The following is a 17,223-nucleotide window of genomic DNA, read 5'->3' on the forward strand; positions in this document are numbered from 1 at the left end:
TAGGTGACGTGTTCGACTTTTTCTTGCTCGGGTTCCGGCACATAATGAATCGCAGTCTTATTCTTGTTTTGGGCCAGATGCCGATCGACGCAATTGTAGCTGGCGTTTATTTTACCGCCCTTGAACCACTTCCAGCAGGGCGCATCGCTGGTATCCAGGATTTCATCCCAGTATTCATACCAGTCGAGAAGATCGGCATATTCTTTGAAGCAATTGGGAAAATTGTCCAGGCTAAAGCGCTCATAGACGCCTTCATCGCTCATATTGGCCTGGGCAATAAACTTAACAGAAGGTTTGATAAGCTCTTCTTCACCCCAGTGGACCGCAATTTCAGCTTCAGAAGTTTCGACGACTTCTTTTTCTGCCATAATATCCCCCTTTCTTTGACAGTTTTACATCAAAATGGTCTTAAAGTGTTTGAATAATGATGATAAATTTGGGTTCGGCTATACAGCATTTAGAAATGAATATAATTTATTTTATATGTTAAATTGTAATTTATTTATAAATTATAAATTTTATTCATTATTTGATGGGTTGGGCTTGATTATAAAATTTTAATGTTTTTACATCTTTTTTTAGGTGCTTGTCAACATGATTTTTGTTCATTTTACATATTTTTTTACGAGGTCAGTTTCACCGCTTGAGACCTGCTATTCAGCCGTCATATCCGTGACCCATTTGGAAGAGGCGCGACCACTCCAGTCTTGCATTTGACAGCGGCTATGGTTATCTTTAAGTCATGAAATCACATGATGAAAAAATTCCGGACCCAAAGGAATTAGAGAAAGAAATCGGCGAGTTTTTGTCAAAAAAATACGGCCAAAACGTCAAAATTGTCACACCGGTGGTTTTGCCCGAGGAAAATGCTGTCGATACGGTTAAACCGACTCCCAAACGCAAAAAGGAAATCAATTTTGATTTGAAGCCCGAGGAGCTAATCGCCTATCTGGATCAGTTTGTCGTCAAACAGGACAGTGCCAAAGCGATTCTGGCTACCAAAATCTGTACCCATTTTAATCGCATCCGGCGCTCTCGGGAAGGCCAGGAACCCACTGAAAACGCATCCAAGGTGGGCAACATCAAAAACAATGTCCTGATGATCGGGCCCACCGGCGTGGGCAAGACGTATATTATCAAGTTAATCGCTGCTAAAATCGGCGTTCCCTTTGTAAAGGGTGATGCCACCAAGTTTAGCGAAACCGGCTATGTCGGCGGTGATGTTGAAGACCTGGTGCGCGACCTGGTGCGCGAAGCCGATGATGATATCGAACTGGCAGAGTGCGGCATCATTTATATAGATGAAATTGATAAAATTGCTTCCAGCCGCAACCTGATCGGCGCCGACGTCTCGCGCACCGGTGTGCAACGCGCGTTGCTCAAACCCATGGAAGAAACGGAGGTGGACCTGAAGGTGCCCCATGATCCCATTTCCATGATTCAGGAGATTGAACGGTTCCGCAAAACCGGCAAGCGCGAAAAACAATCGGTCAATACCGCCAATATTTTGTTTATTATGAGCGGCGCCTTTACGGATCTGGCACCGATCATTCAAAAACGCCTCACCCAGCAGGAAATAGGATTCGGTGCGCGCATCGAACGCCCTCGGGAACAGTTTGACATATTCGCCCAGGTAAGATCCGAGGATCTCATTCAGTTTGGATTTGAAACCGAATTTGTCGGGCGTTTGCCGGTGCGGGCGGTGTTTGAGCATTTAACCGAAAAAGATCTATACGATATCCTAAAGAATCCCAACAATCCGATTATTCTAGGCAAAAAACTGGATTATGCGGCATATGATATCGAGATCAAATTTGAGGATCAGGTGTTGCACATGCTGGCCCAACAGGCCTATTCCGAAAATACGGGTGCCAGAGGCCTGGTGAGCGCCGTTGAAAAAGCGCTGCTCAAATTTGAAAAAAAGTTACCGTCGACACAGATCAAAAAATTTCCAGCCACGTTGGATTTGGTTAACGATCCGGAATCATCGATTGAAAAACTCTCCCAGACCGATGATGCCCGTTTTGATGATATTTTTAAGCGCCTGGTACGGGAGGAACAGCAGCGCATCAAACAATACCTGGATGTAAATAGGGCGCACCTTGAAAAAAAACACAATCTGACCATGACACCTTCACGGGTCGACATCATCGCCCGCGCTTACGCCAAAAATATTATGGACATTGAAAATGTCGTCAAACGCATTAAGACCCACTATGATGACATCAAAAAAATGGAACTGTATTTTTTTAAAAATCATGATATGAACATTGTCCTTGAAGAAGATGCGATCGATTTTATTATGGAACAAGTCGTTCAAGCACCGATCGATCTGCAAGAAGTGTATAAAAAGGTTGACATGGACTTTAAACACGGGCTCAAACTGGCCCGTGAGAAAACCGGTCGCAGCCGCTTTTTTATCACCCGTCAAGCCCTGCTGGACCCCGAAGCCTATATCAGCCAAATGATCCAGAGTGAATTCGAAGATCACTGAACAAATCGAAAAACCGAGGAACGCTTCGGGCAAAAACGGCCATGCCCAACTGACCCAAACCCCTATCGTTTGAAAGCGAATACCGATGATTGGAATATCCAAACTTTACTGTGGCACGGTGGAACCCTCTGATGCGCTGCGTTACGGACGCCATTCGGGCAAACTACCGTCCCATCTGCTGCAATTTTCTAAAGACAAGCGACCGGTGGTCGTCTGGAACGCAACCCAGCGCTGCAATCTCAAATGCGTGCACTGTTACGCCCATGCCAAAGCATTGGCAAATGATAATGAACTGAGCACAAGCGAAGGCAAGGAGCTCATTGATGATCTGGCGCAATATGGCGCACCGGTTATACTTTTTTCCGGCGGTGAGCCGCTGGTGCGCAAAGACCTGCCCGAGTTGGCCGGTTATGCGGTCGACAAAGGCATGCGGGCGGTGATTTCGACCAATGGCACCCTGATCAGCGCCAAGATGGCGCGCACCCTAAAACGGATTGGCTTGTCCTATGTCGGCATCAGTCTGGACGGTATGCAGGAGATCAACGACCGCTTTCGAGGTGTCAGCGGCGCTTTTGAATCTGCTATGGGCGGTATTAAAAACTGCCAGGATGCCGGCATCAAAGTAGGGCTGCGCTTTACGATCAACAAGTTTAATGTTGATGAAATTCCCCATATATTTCATCTGATCGAAGAAATGGACATCCCCCGGGTGTGTTTCTACCACCTGGTTTATGCCGGCCGCGGCAGCGAATTGGTCAAAGAAGACCTGACTCATGAGGCAACCCGTTCTGCGGTGGATCTGATTATCGACGAAACCAAGCGCCTGCATGACATCGGAAAACCCAAAGAGGTGTTGACCGTCGATAACCATGCCGACGGGCCTTACATTTATTTAAGGCTTCGCAAAGAAGATCCGCAACGGGCCAAGGATGTTTTGGAACTGCTGCAGTGGAATGAAGGCAATAACTCCGGTCGCGGTATCGGCTGTGTCAGCTGGGACGGCGAGGTCCATCCGGATCAATTCTGGCGCCATTGCAGTCTGGGCAACGTGCGCCAAAAAGCATTTTCTGAAATCTGGGCCGATCTGTCAAACCCGCTGCTGGAAAAACTCAAGGAAAAGAAAAAGCATGTCAAAGGCCGCTGCGCGGATTGCCGCTGGCTGGATATCTGCGGCGGCAATTTTAGAGTGCGCGCGGAAGCCACTACCGGGGATTTGTGGTCCCCGGACCCGGCGTGCTATTTGACCGACGAGGAAATCGGCTTGACAGACAAGTAGTCTGAAAAATTCTGGCTTCTGGCCGCCGATTAAAAATTGGTGGCAGTGTTCAGGTGTCAGCCCGTCTAGCCAACCCTGAAACCTGACACCTGACACCCGAAACCTGATACAAGACCGGGGACCAGCCTAATATACCCGTAACTGCAATCCAAAACGAGGAGAATAGATGCTGTTTCCAGACTATAGGCCCAGGCGCCTGCGGCGAAACGAAGCTTTTCGCCGCATGATTCGTGAAACCCACCTGATGGTCGACGATCTTATCCTACCTCTGTTTGCGATTAACGGCCGCAATGTTCGCAACCCCATTGAATCCATGCCCGGACATTTTCAGCTGTCTATTGATCAGTTGATTAAGACCGCGACTTCAGCTCACAAACTGGGGATACCCGCGATCATGCTTTTTGGCATACCGGATGCCAAGGATCCACTCGCAACCCGTGCGTATGCTGCTGACGGCATCGTTCAGAAAGCCACGCGGGCTCTCAAGGACAAGCTGCCGGAGCTGGTGGTCATCACCGATGTGTGCCTGTGCCAGTATACCGACCACGGCCATTGCGGTGTCGTGGAAGGGCACACTGTTGACAATGATGCCAGTCTGGATCTTCTGGCCCAAACGGCATTGTCGCATGCCAAAGCCGGTGCCGATATGGTGGCCCCTTCGGATATGATGGATGGCCGTGTGGCCGAAATTCGCAATATACTTGATGAAAATGATTTTAGCCAAATACCAATTATGTCATATGCCGCCAAGTACTGCTCGGCGTATTACGGTCCCTTCCGAAGCGCCGCGGATTCAGCCCCGCAATTTGGCGATCGGCGCACCTATCAGTTGGACCCGGCCAATGCGGTTGAAGCCATCCGCGAGGTTTCGATGGACGTGGAAGAAGGTGCGGATATCGTCATGGTAAAACCGGCACTGGCGTATTTGGATATTATTTGCCGGGTTAGAGAAGAATTTGATTTGCCGGTGGCGGCCTACAATGTCAGCGGCGAGTTTGCGATGATAAAAGCAGCTGAAAAAATGGGCTGGATCGACGGCCCCAAAGTGATGTTGGAAACATTGACCGCCATGAAACGCGCCGGCGCTGATATGATTTTGACTTATTTTGCGATGGATGCTGCCAAAGTGCTTAACCCTTAACAATGGACTGATGATGAACGCAAAGCCCCCCCACCCGCATACCGGAAAAAAAAAGAACGAGTTGCGCCTGGTTGCCTGGGAAACAACCCGCAATTGTAATTTGGCTTGTGTCCACTGCCGGGCGTCGGCTGACATGGGACCTCACGAGGGCGAATTGGGCACTGAAGAGGCCCTGCGTCTGTTGGATCAGATTGCTGAAGTCGCCAAACCGATCATCATTCTAACCGGCGGCGAGCCTTTGCTGCGCTCCGACATTTTTGATTTGGCCCGCCATGGCACCGAGCTGGGTTTGCGCATGGTGATGGCGCTAAACGGCACCCTGGTTACTGAAAAAATAGCCCGCCAATTGGTCGACTCGGGTATTCAACGCATCAGTGTCAGTTTAGACGGTTCGAACGCTGAAACCCATGATCGTTTTCGGCAGGTTAAAGGCGCTTTCGAAGGCACCCTGCGAGGCATCGAGCTCATTAAAAACGCCGGCCTGGAATTTCAAATCAACACCACCATCACCAAGACCAACCTTGATCAGATCCCGGCCATCCAGGATCTGGCTGTTGAAGTGGGTGCCGTGGCGCATCATATTTTTTTACTGGTTCCCACCGGTCGCGGCAAATATATTGTTGATCAGGCGATCGATGCCGCCGAATATGAGCGCACCCTGAACTGGTTCTATGATCAGAGAGCCACGACACCGCTGCAGCTAAAAGCCACTTGTGCGCCCCATTATTATCGTATTCTCAGACAGCGTGCCAAAGAAGAAGGCATCTCCGTTAACTTTGAAACCCATGGACTCGATGCGGTTACCCGCGGATGTTTGGGCGGCATTGGTTTTTGCTTTATCTCCCATCAGGGAATCGTTCAACCCTGCGGCTATCTGGATTTAAATTGCGGTGATGTGCGACAGATATCCTTTGCTGACATATGGAATCAATCGGATATCTTTTTGGAGTTGCGCGATTACGATAAGTTGAAAGGAAAATGCGGGCCCTGTGAATATAAACGTGTCTGCGGTGGCTGCCGTGCGCGGGCCTACGAGGCGACCGGCGATTTCATGCGCGAAGAGCCGCTTTGCAGTTACGAGCCCCGTTCGAAAAAGGGTTAAACCCAAAACACCTCCCAATTACCCCTTTGGCGTTAGGCTTCTCCTTTTCACTGGCAGACACCTCTCCAAATTTTAGCTGGCGCCTGAAAACTGTTGACCCTGTCTGACAGTTTGGTATCATTTTTAAAGACACCGCCGGCAATATGCGGTTGTAATAAACGGATGAAATCTTCAACGGTTTAGACCACCACGATAAACCCCATTGCAGAGGCCATATGAAAATTCAATCGTTAATGATTGCGGATCCCATCACCATTGGTCCCCACGCATCGGTCAGTGAGGCCATTGAGCTGATGAAAGCCAACTCTATTCGGCATCTGCCGGTGGTGACCAGCGGCAATCGGCTCGAAGGTTTCCTGACACTGGCCGATTTAAAGCAGGGCCTGATCCCATCGATGCTGGGTGATGTCTCTTTGGATGATTTGATGATTAAAAATCCGATTACCGTCAGCCCCGATGATGATATCGAATTGGCAGCCATGTTGATATACAATCACAAAATCGGCGGGATGCCGGTTGTCAATGAAGGGCAGTTGGTGGGAATCGTAACCGCCACAGACATGCTGCGCGCCTTTATCGACATGATGGGCATTTTATCGACCACTTCGCGCATCGATGTGATTTTAGGCGATCAGCCCGCCACCTTTAAAAGGGCCATGCAGATCATCAACGACCAGGGCGGTGATATTATCAGCGTTAGTATGACACCCCAGCAGAAAAGCAAACGGGTTTATTATTTTCGTTTGTCCGCCTGCAAAACGGATGTAATCGAAAAGGCATTGTCCAAGGAAGGGTTTGAAGTCCTGGCGGCAATGGATTAACCGTCAGTTTAGAATTCGGTTTGCGTTTTCTGCAGAAAATTGAATCCGCGCGTTTAGACACTCACCGGTTTGATTCTCAAATATGGTATTTTTCAGCCTCACGCCATTTGCGCTCGATTTCTCTGGCGACTGCCGCTTTTAGATCGACACATTCGATCACGGTCACCGGCTTGCGATCCATGGTATCCAACGAGGCGCTAACCATCCAGCAGCGCCCGTTAAAAAATACGTATCGGTCGTGCAGCATGACATGGCGCCGAATTTCAACGTCCGGGCAATTGGAACAAAAGCTTCGTAAGAAACCATCAAATCCATCGGCTATCGATGTAGGCTCTCGGCTGGTGAGTAATCGCAGAGGATGTTTAACATTTTCGAGGCATTCAAAAGTGGTATTGCCAAACTGCGTGTCTACCAGAGTCACCGCTGTTTTGGCGACACTAAAAAATTTTTTGGCTTCGGAAACGTTTTTAAGATGATAATTTTTAGCCTCGGCCATTTGGACTGGTTTTTCATCTTTTGATAACAAAAGCTGCAGCTTTTTTAGCTGCGGTTTCATTTGCTCGTCAAAAACGTTGCTTTCCCAGGTAGAATTTAAAATCCGTTGGTCGCAACGCTGCACCAGATCTTGCAATAATTTTGACAGCAACTGTCGATGCGTATGTCGGTCATGGCGAACCAGATCATTGGCCAGTTTGACATGATTGAGATTGACACCCAGATAGTCAACATCGACATTGTACTGGTTGCAGAGATCTTCCAGTTCATAATTGCCGTAATATTCTTTTATGGCATCTGTAAGAATTTCAATAGCTTTTGTACCCATAACACCGATCCTTTCTAAATTTTACCTACGATCAGACCGACATTGCAGACGGTCTGAATTCTATATCGGCATATAAAGCAAAAGCTTTATATTTTTAACAATATTCAGTCCCAAAGCTGTGACAACGAATTGAGCGCTTAACCTTCATCCATTGGCCTGTCGTCATGGGTGTATTGTTTTCAATGATGGGTTTGGGGACCCGGTATTTGAGATTGGCGATTGGGTATTTGAGGTTACAATGAACAGAAATCTATAAGAAATCACTATTTCATTTTTTTTGCGAGTAACCAATAACGGATAACAAGTAACTGTCATTGGAGGAGGCGCCTCAAGGCGGGACATCCAATGATATGAAGGGTTTGACTGTCAAACCGTGTCCGTCGGTCCTGATTTGGATGGCACCATTGCGATCGGTGCGTAAAATGCGGCAGCCCATTTCTCGATAGGCATCCGTTACAGTGGGATGCGGAAAGCGAAACCGGTTCTGCCAGCCCGCCGAGATGACGGCGATTTTGGGTTGGACAGCGGCTAAAAAAGGTGGCGAGCTCGACGAACGGCTCCCGTGATGGGGAACCAGCAGCACATCGCAGGCCAATTCAGAAGCTGCCAATTCGACCAGCTCTTTCTCGGCTTCAAGCATAATATCTCCCGGAAAAAGAAACGAGATGTTGCCAAATGATATTTTCAAAACCAGGGAATTGTTATTGGTGTTGCGCCATTTGTCTGAGACTTTGCGCGCCAAAAAATTGGTCGGCGGATACAAAAAGCAAAATTCCACCCCGTTGACCTTATGCCGGCGGTCCAGCTGCTTAAAATCCGGCACGGACAGCTGTTGGCGCTCAATTACGTTGCGAAAGTGCCGATAACCCGCTGTGTTGCGGGTTTCACCGTTGGTCCAGATGTTTTTCACGTTAAAATGCTCGGCGATGTAAATTAAACCATTGAGGTGATCGCTGTTGGGGTGCGAGAGAACCAGCGTATCGATCGTGCGGATTTTCTTGCGCAATAAAAACGGTGCAATTACCCGCGCACCCATGTCAAAGGCCGTGTTGTCTGAAAAACCGCCGCCATCAATTAAGGCCGTATGACCGCCCGGCAGTTCCAAAAGGGCTGCGTTACCCTGCCCGACGTCTAAATAGGTGATCCGCAGATCATCATCCCAATAGCGTTGGCCGATCCAGTAACCTGCATCGACAAGCAGCACCAGGACCACCCCCAAGCCGACAATGATGTATTTTTTCGATGCAAAGCGGGCAGATAACCAGCTAAAAATCGCTTTCAGCCTTGTAAAAAAAAGATTTCTTTTGAACCGATCTAACCGGTGGTCATCAGCCGATGGGTCAGTCTCTGTAAATGCGCCCGACTGCAAATGGGGCTCGGGCGATGCGGGCTGGGGATATAAATGACGCAACAAGGCCCAGCCCAACAGATAATAGCAAATGATCTCCAGCAGGCTGGGTGTGATGGTTTTAATGGCGGCAAACGGCAAATCAGCCACAAACCCAATCAGGGGCAAAACGATGTCCAGCACAAGTACGCAGATTTTCACGCCGATCAAAGCCAGCTGGCTGCTAAACGGATATACAAAAAGGGCTAGCAAGCCGCAGGGGATCACCCCAAAGCCCACCAGCGGCACAAACATAAAATTGGCCAGCAATCCGATCAGCGAGATCTGATTGAAATAAAACATCACCAGCGGCAATGTGCCACAGATGGCAAATACAGATACCAGAAAGAAATCCAGCGCTTTACGGCCCATTTGATGGACCAACCCGTTTGCAGGACGGCTTTGGGCATCAGCTTTAGCCTGTTTGATGAGTGATACGCCGAAAAGAATCGACAGCACCGCCATAAAAGACAACTGAAACGAGATCGAAAAGAGAGAGGGTGGGTAAATGATCAGAATGATAAATGCCGCCAGCGCCAGGATATTGAGCGCATCGCGCTCGCGCTCGACTACGAAAGTGAGCAAAAACGCGCTCACCATGATGACCGCTCGCTGGGTTGAGGGCGACATCCCTGATATCAGTCCATAGCTGAAAACCGGCAACAAGGAAAAGATAGCGGCGCCTTTACGGGTCCAGGCCCGCCAGAGCAATGGCGGCATGAAGCGCAAAAGCCGCTGAAAAAGGAAAAAAGCGACGGTTGCCACGATGCCAATATGGAGACCCGATATGGCCAATAGATGCCCGACCCCGGCACGGTTAAATTGGTTGCGCAGCTGGGTCGATATGGCAGCGCGATCACCTATGATCAGGGCTTTTAAGACAGCAGTCGATGGTTCCCGACCGGCAGAGTCGATAAGGGTCGCCATCGACCGGCGAGCTGTGGTGAGTTGATGGGATAGATCCACGGCGACAGCTTTTTGTACCACCAGCAGCCGATCGCCCCGGGTATATGCCGTGCGACAGATACCCTTAAAGGCCATGTAGCGTTGGAAATTAAAACCACCCGGATTGTTGAAGTTTCGTGGCCGCCGCAGGCGGCTATGAAATACCACCCGATCCCCTTTGGCAATCGCAGGTCCCCGACCGCGCACCGTAACCCGGACTCGACCGTGCACTGGATAGGTGGTTTTCTTGTATGCCAAGCTGTCGGCCCGCAAAACAAATCTTTGAAGATATTTGAATTCGCGTGGATGGCTCAACACCTCACCGCTGATCTGCCAGCGGGTTTCATCGGAATAAGAATCGATGTGATGGTTGGGCAAGCTGGGTGAAACCCAGGGTTGGATGGAGGCATACCCCAGAGCGACAAAAAGAATAAGCGGTAACCAGCGGGTTGCTTTGCGGCGCCAGATATTGAACCCCGTTAACGCGGCGCTCAAAATAATGATGATGACAGCGCCAACGCTATAGCCTGCAAATTGAGGCCCCAGCGTAATGCCGCCCATCAACGCAAACACAAGGGCTGCGATGGGTCGTGAATAAACCTGCCCCGGCATGGTTCTGTCCGTTGTCAGTTGTCGTTGGTTTGTTGTGCTTGTTTAAGTCAATCCCTATATATGAGGAATCGGGCGTTTGGGTTGCTGATACGCTGTTTGGTATATGTGCAAAATGGTTTTTCGTAAAACTGAATATCGGTATTAGCTGGGGCCAAAGGGTGTTTTTTTGCCAGACAAGATAATCTGCACCGTGCTGCTTAACGGCACCATTTCCCAACATTTATGGCGCGCGCACACGGCGGTGCCTGTAGGAAGCTGTTTAGCCGGTTGTGGGCGGGTACAGAGTCCTTATTGAAATTTTGGGTGCCGAATAGAAGCCCAATCAATAATTATCTGGTATCTTGTCCGCAAAATAATACCCTTTGGTCCCAGCGATCCAACCAGACCCAACAGTTATTTAATGCGCTTAATGGCAGCGCCCAACTGGCTGAACTTTTTTTCAATGGTTTCATACCCGCGGTCCAGATGGTAAACGCGGTTGACTTCGGTCTGGCCTTCGGCTACCAGACCGGCCAGAATCAGAGAGGCGCTGGCCCTTAAATCGGTGGCCATGACCGGGGCTGCCGATAACCCGGACACACCTTTTACCATAGCCGTATGGCCTGATATTTTTATATCCGCCCCCATGCGCTCTAGCTCGCTGACATGGATGAATCGGTTTTCAAAGATGGTTTCCGTAATCATGCTGGTCCCATTGGCAACACACATCAGCACCATGAACTGCGCCTGCATATCCGTTGGAAAGCCCGGGTAAGGCTGGGTTTCGACATCGACACTGGTAATTTCATCATTGCCGTGAACATGAATGGTGTTTTCCTCAGTGCTAATCTTGACACCGGCACGTCGCAGTTTATGAATACTGGCGCGTACATGCTCCGGGTTACAATCGACCAGTGTCACGTCACCGTGGGTCAACGCCGCGGCGATCATAAAGGTGCCCGTTTCAATGCGATCCGGGATGATCTTCACCGATACCGGCTTTAGAGAGGTTACCCCATTTATGGTCATCACGGCGGTGCCAGCGCCCTGGACATCAGCACCCATTTTAGTGAGCACTTCGGCCAGCGCCACAACCTCAGGCTCACGAGCGGCATTGCGTAAAACAGTGGTGCCCTCAGCTAAAACAGCCGCCATCATCAGGTTTTCGGTACCGGTGACCGTGACGGTATCAAAATAGATGTCTGCCCCTTTTAACTTTTTGGCTTCCGCGCGGACATAACCATGCTCCAGATGAATGTCAGCGCCCAGCTGAGCCAGTCCTTTTAAATGCAGATTGATCGGACGGGCTCCGATGGCACATCCGCCCGGCAAAGAAACAGTGGCCTTTTGCAGGCGCGCCAGCATGGGGCCTAAAACCAGAATGGACGCCCGCATTTTTCGAACCAGGTCATAAGGCGCTTCGTAGCTGAGAATTCGACCGGTATCTACATGGACCGTATCACCGTGCCCCTCCGCGCGTGCTCCCAAATTGCATAGCAGCGCTTTAATACTTTCGATGTCCTGCAATTGAGGCACATTGGAATAGGTATTGGACCCTTCGGCCAGCAATGATGAGACCAGAATCGGCAGGGCTGCATTTTTAGCCCCACTGATCCGCACCTGCCCTTTCAGCGAACGGCCGCCTTCAACAATAATCTTATCCATCAAATCTCCTCATCTTGGCGATTACAAGGATGGCATTTGTTAACCACAAAGGCACAAAGAGCACAAAAAAACAATTAAAATTCTATTTTAAAAATCTTTGTGAACTTTGTATCCTTGTATCTTTGAGTCTTTGTGGTGAAGTTTTTGCAATTCGATAGAACATAAAAAAAGCGCTCCCCTATTGGTTTGGGGGCAGCGCTTTTGGAGATTTATCGGTATTTAATATCAGTGGTGACTATCACCGTTGCCTTTTGCGGCTTTCAGGACTGCTTTGATAATACAATATGTCATACCCAGACCGATTATTGTCAGGGCATACCACAGCCCCCCATGAAAAACCATATGACTCGCATCCCAAATCCATTCAAAACTAAACGGAAACATACATTTCCTCCATTTTTACTAAACCTTTGTGTCCTTCGTGGTGATATTTGTGCAACACAAACCACGGATTGTAAAGTCTGTCAGTTAAGCACCTAACAGCACTATGACTCCGCCGGGCTCAATTCCGGTTCCGGTCCTGCAGCATCGGGCTCCGGCTCCGAGCTGGTTTCAGCAGTTGGTGCTGCAGGCTCGTCAATCGGGTTCAATTCCCTTTCCTGGGGAAAAATCGGCAAATAGCGGTACGATATTGAAATCATGATCACACCGTATGCCACCGGTAAAATAGTGGTGGCCACTTCCTGCCAGCTGGGCAGATAGGCAAACCAGTCTTCAAACGGCAGCACTGGAACAGCCAAGGTCTGCAGCACCATTACCCAGCGGTTTAAGCTGACACCCACAACACCGCAAAATACGGCAATCCATAGCAACGCATTTATCCTGCGGAGCCTGGGGATAATTAAAATGATCGCCGGCACCAAACCGCCGATGACCAGCTCGGCAAAGAGAATCCAGAGACCGTACCACGAACCTGGGCTGGAGGTATAAAATTCCATAAAGGTGAAGCCTCTGGCGGGGGCGGTTTGCGTGGCCCACCAGATGGTGTCGATGGTTTTGGCAATCAGATAAGTAAATATCATCCAGCCGGATATTTTAGCCAGCAGGTCGATGACGTTGTCTTTAACCAGCTTTTTGCGGGTTAAAGCTTCGGTGATTTTGGTAATAAAAATGGTAAAACAGGGGCCAAAAGCCGCAGCCGACCAGGTGAACAGAAAAAAGGTCCAGGGCCAGACTAAGATGTGTTCGCGAAAACCGAACGGACGCCCGAACATGACACCGGGCACACCGCCCAGCGAGCCCTGGTGAAAAAAGGACAAAAAGGCGCCGGTGGCGGCAAACACAGCCATGATTTCATGCATGTTGTGACCCAGGTGATGAAAAAACGGTATTTTATCGAGCTTGCGGTTTTCCAGCACCATGGGAATATACTCGATGATCAGCACACCCAAGTAAGCAGAGAGACAGAATGCCACTTCAGTCAACATCGAATGCACATTGGCATGCCAGAAAATAAACCAGTTCCGCAGGGGTTGGCCGACATCGAAGCTCAGAATCAGCAAGGCCGAAGTGTAACAGATGACGCCGATGAGAACGGCATAGTTGATAATGTTTTTGAGTTCATCTTTACCGACCAGATATCGCAGAAAGCCGGTGAAAAAGGCACCGCCGCCCAGAGCGATGACCGCCAGGTCGGCCCAGATCCACAACGCAAACCCGTAAGCGTTATTCATGTTGGTCTGGTTGAGTCCTTTTATAAAAACCAGCAGCATGGCAAAAACACCCCAGGCCAGAATCAGGCCATTGGCGCAAATCCACAAAGCAAATTGCCAGATCGGGCATCGTTTAAGCCCTTTGGGAATTAATGCAGCATCCATAAGTTCCGTGCTCCTAAATGAAAATGATAGCTAAGATTAACATCTGCGTTTATAAAAGATTTAGCTGTGTGCTTTACTTTTAAATTCACCCTCCAGGTAATTGTCACCGGATTTGCGAACCCATTCACGGCTGGTCAGATAATAAATTTTGGTATTGGTGCCCAGACGTTCCAACAGGCGAAAGGCTTTGGGGTTCTTGGAATGGCCGTGGTGCGCCGGATCGGGCTTTGCCAACTGATGAACTTTGTGGTCAGGGTTATTCAAATCACCAAAGGTGATAGCCCCTGACGGGCAGGCCTGGGTGCAAGCTGTCTGGTATTCATCCTCTTCGATCTCGCGGCGTCCCTCCACATAGGCCTGGTCCATGGCCAGCTGGTAACGATGTATACAGAAACTGCATTTTTCAACCACGCCTCGCATGCGCACCGATACGTTCGGGTTGAGCAGTTTCTCCATACCGTCTGGCCAGATCGGATCCCACCAGTTAAACTGGCGTACATGATAGGGGCAGGCCCCCATGCAATAGCGGCAACCAAAGCAACGCGGATAAATCTGGCTGACGATGCCGGTGGCCATATCATAGTCGGTGGCGGTCGCCGGACAAACCGACACACACGGTGAATGCCCTTCATGGCCTTCACAGTGCTGGCAGGGACGCGGTAGAAAACATTCTTCGTAATCCGGGAAGGATTTGCCGTTGTTTAGTTTGTATACGTGCATCCAGGAAACACTGAGCATCTTGTCAGTTTCATCTTCGCGAAATGGAATGTTGTTTTCCGCATAACAGGCAACCATGCAGGCACCGCAGCCGGTGCACTTGTCCAGGTCGATCACCATTCCAAACTTTTTGCCTTCTACGTTTTTCATCAGCACCCCTTGGTTTCGATAAAATTCCTTTTCTTAGAATCAATCAGTTTTCTAATTTTAAACATTCCACTTAGGCTTTGGTGAGCTTAGCGCGTATGCCCCATGCGGCATTGTAGCCAGAAGCCGGGTCGTCTGCGGGGCCGCTCAACCGATTGTAATTGATCCCTTTGCCGGCCAAAAATCGGTTATCGGCTGTATGGCCAAGACCCCTCGGGACAGCGATGACACCGGGCATAATCCCATGGGTCAGACGAATTTTCACCTGGGCCGACCCTTTGGGCGTCGTCAGAGTGGATAGCCGGCCCTCTGTCAGCCCCAGCTGCTTGGCTGTGGCCGGATTAATTTCCAGCAGCACATCATTGCCTATTAGAATCGTGTCTTCCAGCGCTTTGATCATAAACGGCGGAGCGCCGGGTTTACCGTCGGCATTCAGTCGCATACTGTCAAATGGCACCAGTAGTAATGGGTAACCGGCTTCGTCCCCTTCGGGCTTGACCGGTTCGTAGGCCGCCAATGTGCGGATATCAGCGTTGGTAAATTCAAATTTGGTCGAGTCGGTCTCAAAGGCTGTTGCCCATTGCGCACCACCAAAGCCCTCATCCAACCAAAAGCCGTTTTCAAGCAACCCATCCCAGCGATCGCCCAAGGTTTCTTCCAAACAGGCGTTGTAGTCATCCCATTCAAAAGCAGCGCCAACCGTATGACCCAGTTCTTTGGCCAGCTGAATGACGACATCGCCGGCATGGCGGGTGTTGTAACGCGGCTCGACAGCCGGCTGGGCCAAACTGATAATGGGCTTCGGAAACCCACTGGCCCCGACCACATCCTGATAGCGCTCCAAGAACATATGGTTGGGCAGCAGCATATCTGCCAGCTCGCTGGTTTCATCCATATAAGACGAAAAACTGACGACCAGCGGAATTTTTTCCAATGCTTTGGCAACTGCCGCCGTGTCCGGTAATGAAAATGCCGGATTGGCATCGGCGATAAAAAGCACCTGCAGCGGGGATTCAGCGCTGGCATTGACGACCTCCGGCAGTCGGTGCAGTAAGTATCTCGCATTGGGGTGGCGGTAAGTGCCGGCCCCATCAATACGGGGTTGCTGCAGGCCCTTAGCGGCAACCGCATCGATTTCCAGCTCAGGCCACTCAATGTAGTCAGGCTCGGGCACCGCCCAGATACCACCGGGCTGGTTGATATTGCCTACCAGTGCATTTAGGGTGTGCACCGCCAAAAAGGTCTGTAAATCTCCGGGCAGATGCCCCTGCCCCTGGCCGCAAACTGCCAGGGGTTTGCGCGCAGCTGCAAAGTCTCTGGCAAGGGTTAGAATCGTGCCGGCACTAATGCCCGTTATCTTGGAGGCAATTTCCGGCGGAAATCCGTCAATGACCTGCTGAAAGCGGTCAGATAGCCCCGCTGTGTGGCCACTGACAAAATTCCGGTTGTACAGCTGCTCTTTGATGATCACATGGGTCAAGCCAAAAGCCAGCGCGCCCTCGGTACCGGGGTTGATCGAAATCCAGTGGTCGGCCTTGGCCGCTGTTTTGGACAGACGCGGCTCAATCTGATCCATGCGACCGCCGGTCATGCGCAATGTTGATTTGGCTCGAAACATATAGCCGGGCGAGCCCCAGCCTTCAATCAGACCGCTGCCGAAACTGAGCACAAAGTCTGAATTTCCCAAATCAAATCCTGCCATGGAGCGTGTGCCCTGGGTCAGATACAACGCCAGCTCATAAGAATCCCACATGGATGGCATGCGCCAGAAGTTAGGTGAGCCGTAAACGCTCAAGAATCGGCTGAAAAGTGCCGGGATGGTTCCCCGATCGGATCCGGAAATCCATCCCACCTTATGGGCTGAGCCATCCGTGCGCAGCTGCCGCAATTGGGCCGCAATTTCGGTAATGGCATCTTTCCACGAAATATTCTGCCAGCGGCCGTCGACCTTTTTTAAGGGGGTGCGAATACGCGTTGGGCTATAGAGGAGTTGCGCACCGCTATTCCCCAGAGGACAAAGACCGCCATCGTTGACAGGATGACCTTCCAGGCCTTCAATTTTAATGACCCGTTCATCTACTTTTTTCACCGAGATCCCACAGCCGCCAGGGCACAGGGTACAAGCAGAGGTTACCCGGTTGAGCGCACCTCTTGCCGGAATTGGTGTCCAGGGCCAATTCTGGCTCCAGATTGCAACGTCATCGGTGACTTTCCAGGGTAACGGAGACAACGCCGTACCGGCAGCACCGCCGAGAACAAAGGCCAAAAAACTTCTGCGATCTACTTTCATTTAATTT

The 17,223-nt window shown here is 50.1% G+C and carries 12 protein-coding genes; 5 read left to right on the forward strand and 7 right to left on the reverse strand.

Features of this window, described 5'->3' with window-relative positions; genetic code table 11:
- The coding region (locus QNJ26_16650) for an acetyl-coenzyme A synthetase N-terminal domain-containing protein (GenBank protein MDJ0987173.1) at positions 1 to 368 on the reverse strand (368 nt) is incomplete at its 3' end.
- Positions 369 to 742: 374 nt separating this feature from the next.
- Between QNJ26_16650 and QNJ26_16655 the strand changes: the two genes are divergently transcribed.
- The 5 genes from QNJ26_16655 (at position 743) to QNJ26_16675 (ending at position 6,834) form a co-directional block, all read left to right on the forward strand.
- Positions 743 to 2,494: an AAA family ATPase gene (locus QNJ26_16655; GenBank protein MDJ0987174.1), complete on the forward strand. Its 1,752-nt coding sequence runs from the start codon at positions 743 to 745 to the stop codon at positions 2,492 to 2,494.
- Positions 2,495 to 2,579: 85 nt separating this feature from the next.
- Positions 2,580 to 3,770 carry a 12,18-didecarboxysiroheme deacetylase gene (gene ahbC, locus QNJ26_16660; GenBank protein MDJ0987175.1) on the forward strand — a complete coding sequence of 397 codons (1,191 nt, stop codon included), beginning with the start codon at positions 2,580 to 2,582 and terminating at the stop codon, positions 3,768 to 3,770.
- Between the two features lie 166 nt (positions 3,771 to 3,936).
- On the forward strand, positions 3,937 to 4,911 hold the full coding sequence (gene hemB / locus QNJ26_16665) for a porphobilinogen synthase (protein ID MDJ0987176.1): 975 nt from the start codon (positions 3,937 to 3,939) through the stop codon (positions 4,909 to 4,911).
- Positions 4,912 to 4,921: 10 nt separating this feature from the next.
- The gene (ahbD, locus tag QNJ26_16670) at positions 4,922 to 6,013 is read left to right on the forward strand and encodes a heme b synthase (GenBank protein ID MDJ0987177.1); all 1,092 of its coding nucleotides are present in this window, start codon (positions 4,922 to 4,924) and stop codon (positions 6,011 to 6,013) included.
- 215 nt (positions 6,014 to 6,228) lie between these two features.
- Positions 6,229 to 6,834 (forward strand): CBS and ACT domain-containing protein, encoded by a 606-nt coding sequence (locus QNJ26_16675; protein ID MDJ0987178.1) that lies wholly within the window; start codon positions 6,229 to 6,231, stop codon positions 6,832 to 6,834.
- Positions 6,835 to 6,910: 76 nt separating this feature from the next.
- On the opposite strand, the gene QNJ26_16680 is transcribed toward QNJ26_16675, so the two are convergent.
- The 6 genes from QNJ26_16680 to QNJ26_16705 form a co-directional block, all read right to left on the reverse strand.
- Entirely contained in the window at positions 6,911 to 7,657 is a 747-nt protein-coding gene (locus QNJ26_16680; GenBank protein ID MDJ0987179.1) for a hypothetical protein, read from the reverse strand.
- Between the two features lie 328 nt (positions 7,658 to 7,985).
- Entirely contained in the window at positions 7,986 to 10,601 is a 2,616-nt protein-coding gene (locus tag QNJ26_16685) for a ComEC/Rec2 family competence protein (GenBank protein ID MDJ0987180.1), read from the reverse strand.
- Between the two features lie 393 nt (positions 10,602 to 10,994).
- Positions 10,995 to 12,245 carry a UDP-N-acetylglucosamine 1-carboxyvinyltransferase gene (gene murA / locus QNJ26_16690; GenBank protein MDJ0987181.1) on the reverse strand — a complete coding sequence of 417 codons (1,251 nt, stop codon included), beginning with the start codon at positions 12,243 to 12,245 and terminating at the stop codon, positions 10,995 to 10,997.
- Between the two features lie 485 nt (positions 12,246 to 12,730).
- Positions 12,731 to 14,062, reverse strand: coding sequence for a polysulfide reductase NrfD (gene nrfD / locus QNJ26_16695; protein ID MDJ0987182.1), 1,332 nt, complete (start codon positions 14,060 to 14,062; stop codon positions 12,731 to 12,733).
- A gap of 60 nt (positions 14,063 to 14,122) precedes the next feature.
- Positions 14,123 to 14,932: a 4Fe-4S dicluster domain-containing protein gene (locus tag QNJ26_16700; GenBank protein MDJ0987183.1), complete on the reverse strand. Its 810-nt coding sequence runs from the start codon at positions 14,930 to 14,932 to the stop codon at positions 14,123 to 14,125.
- A gap of 67 nt (positions 14,933 to 14,999) precedes the next feature.
- Entirely contained in the window at positions 15,000 to 17,216 is a 2,217-nt protein-coding gene (locus tag QNJ26_16705) for a molybdopterin-dependent oxidoreductase (protein ID MDJ0987184.1), read from the reverse strand.
- Positions 17,217 to 17,223 lie beyond the last annotated feature (7 nt).

This window comes from Desulfobacterales bacterium, from assembly GCA_030066985.1.
Taxonomy (GTDB): Bacteria; Desulfobacterota; Desulfobacteria; order Desulfobacterales; family JAHEIW01; genus JAHEIW01.